The organism is Bacillus solimangrovi (genome assembly GCF_001742425.1).
In the GTDB taxonomy this organism is placed as follows: Bacteria; Bacillota; Bacilli; order Bacillales; family Bacillaceae_N; genus Bacillus_AV; species Bacillus_AV solimangrovi.
Map to the genome: position 1 here is coordinate 1 of NZ_MJEH01000057.1, position 2,578 is coordinate 2,578.

At 33.0% G+C, this 2,578-nt stretch carries 3 protein-coding genes; 1 reads left to right on the plus strand and 2 read right to left on the minus strand.

Annotation, left to right across the window (positions count from 1 at the left end; translation table 11 throughout):
* On the plus strand, positions 1–669 hold a 669-nt coding region (locus BFG57_RS15625), incomplete at its 5' end, for a DUF418 domain-containing protein (protein ID WP_139125169.1).
* 400 nt (positions 670–1,069) lie between these two features.
* On the opposite strand, the gene BFG57_RS15630 is transcribed toward BFG57_RS15625, so the two are convergent.
* A complete protein-coding gene (locus BFG57_RS15630) occupies positions 1,070–2,188 on the minus strand; it encodes a response regulator (RefSeq protein ID WP_069718426.1) in 1,119 nt (372 codons plus the stop codon).
* A gap of 53 nt (positions 2,189–2,241) precedes the next feature.
* Positions 2,242–2,578: sensor histidine kinase (locus BFG57_RS15635; RefSeq protein WP_245676775.1), on the minus strand; the 337-nt coding region annotated here is incomplete at its 5' end.

Sequence of the window (2,578 nt, forward strand, 5' to 3'; positions counted from 1 at the left end):
AACGAGTATGTAGACGTATACAAATATGCACCATATAGTGAGTGGGTTTCATATCGATTCGAGAATGAAGTTATGCTAATGGTCACAAATCTACCATTTGTAATGGTGTCGGTATTACCTATGTTTCTATTAGGCTTATATGCGGGCAGAAGAGGTATTTTTCAAAATGTTGCTGAGAATAGTCGCTTTCTAAAGAAAGTAAGGCGTATAACGTTCCTATTAAGTCTACCTACACTTACCTACTTAGCTTTGATTAAATTAAATGTTGTACAGTTAGGGGTATTCAAACTCATTGGAGAAGCTCTTTTTGTCAGCTTGAGCGGTGTAACATTATCGCTGTTTTATATTTCAGCATTAACGTTATTGCTTGAGAAGGAACAATGGAAAAATCGTTTATCATGGTTAGGTGATGTCGGACGAATGGCATTAACTAATTACTTAGCACAAACAGTGATTAGCTTAACGATCATTATGGGCTTTAACTTATACGGTAAGTTAAGTCTAACAGTCGGTACTGCATTAGCTCTTGTCATTTTTGCGATGCAAGTGTTTCTCAGTAAATGGTGGCTATCAAAATATCGTTTCGGTCCAATGGAATGGTTATGGCGCACCCTCACATATGGTAAAAGGCAACCATTTAAAGTAAGTGATGTAGAGCATGCAGAGTAATAGTAAGAGAAGATCAAATACGATCTTCTCTTTTGTTTGTGTCCTCAGCATGGATGAGATATCTAGGTCGAAAATCCTGAACTGTAAATACAGAAGTAACCGTTAGTCTAAGACAAGGGTGATATAAATTTAGAATTGAAACCAACGTTCTAGTTTAAAGAAACAAAAGAACGGTTGCAATTGATGAATAGTATATTATTTTTTTCTATAACTAGCTCTATATTGGTACAAGTCAATCTAAAATAATAGAACCCTAAGCATACAAAATTTCTTAATTATTGGTTGTACCTGTTTGTGTATGGGTAAAATTATCAATAAAACCCTTCTGGCAGGAAAAAATAGTGAATTTTATGTGGTTATCAGGTCAACTTCGACATTTTCGTTGAGGTTTATCATTATATTAACGTTCCTGATTATTAATCCGTTGTATCACCATCTTCGTTTGAAAAGATGGTTCTATCCCTAGATCTTCTTGTAAATTACTCTCGAAACTTCGATAAACCTTTAATGCTTCTGATCGATTACCCATTTTCAAATGGGTAGTTATTAAACGCTGGCATATTTCATCTGAGTAACATGAATACTCTAGCTCTTTCTCTATGCATTTTAAAGACTTTTTCAACTCACCATTTTTCCTATAAAACTCACCTAAATGGTAAAATACAGAAATCATTTTATTAGATATAAATGCACGTTTTTCTTCAGCCCAAAAGAAACCCATTCTTTCCATATACATCTCACTGTATCTTTCCATCAACTGCTCGTACTGCTTTATATTTTCTGTACTTATCGGCTTAAGAGAATTGATTTGCCTTGTCCATTCTATAAGATCACAATTTATTTTTGACAAATCAATAAAATAGCCACCTGACTTTCTTAAAATTATATTTTTGAGGCCATTTTTTTTGAAAGCCTGTCTTAAATAAGACATACAAGTATATAAGCTGGTCTTCGCTTTATTGATGTCTACTTCAGGCCATAGTATTTCAATAATTTGCTCACTTTCAACTACTCTTCCTTCGTGATGAACTAAATAAGCACATAACTCTTTTACTTTATTGGTTCTCCAATTAAAGAGTAAACTACTATCATGATTAACGATATCAAAACTCCCAAAACACCGAACTGAGATTGATAAGTCATGTTTTAAAGGCTTATTTGTTATTTTTAATAATCGTTTAACTGACTGATCAAGTCGAGACTTTGTAACTGGCTTAAGTAAATAATCTGTAGATTCTATTTCAAATGCTTCTACTGCAAAATTCATATGTGCTGTAACAAACACAATCTTCGTAAACTCATTTAATTCTTTAACTTTACGTGCCACTTCCATACCAGATAACTGTGGCATTTCAATATCTAAAAAAACAGCATCAACTTGTTCAACTTTTAAGTGCTCAAGTGCTTTCATTGGATCAGTGTATTGACCTCGAACTTCAACTTCTTCAAAATCAGATAGCAACATGTTTAATAAATTCAAGCCCGCTTCTTCATCATCAACCAATAATACTTTGATCATACTAATTGCACCTCACTCTTACATAAGCATACGATCGTAGATAGTCTTCTATACTATTTTTTTCGTTCTATAATAGAAAAGGAAACAGAGGTATACTTATTTGCAACACTTTTAATTTTCAAACCTGAACCCGTTAGTTTTCTAATTCGTTTATGAATATTCAATAGACCCACACCTTTAGTTGAATATTCATCGTCTAAAATTTGATTGATTTTCTTCTCTGACATCCCAACACCAGTATCTGTCGTTTCAATTATAATGTTGTCTGCATCTTTAAATATTTTAACCGTTATTTGACCGCCCTCAGTTTTTTTCATTACACCATGATTAATCGCATTTTCTACAAGTGGTTGAATACTTAAAATTGGGATTTCAGAGAAGAAAATCAAT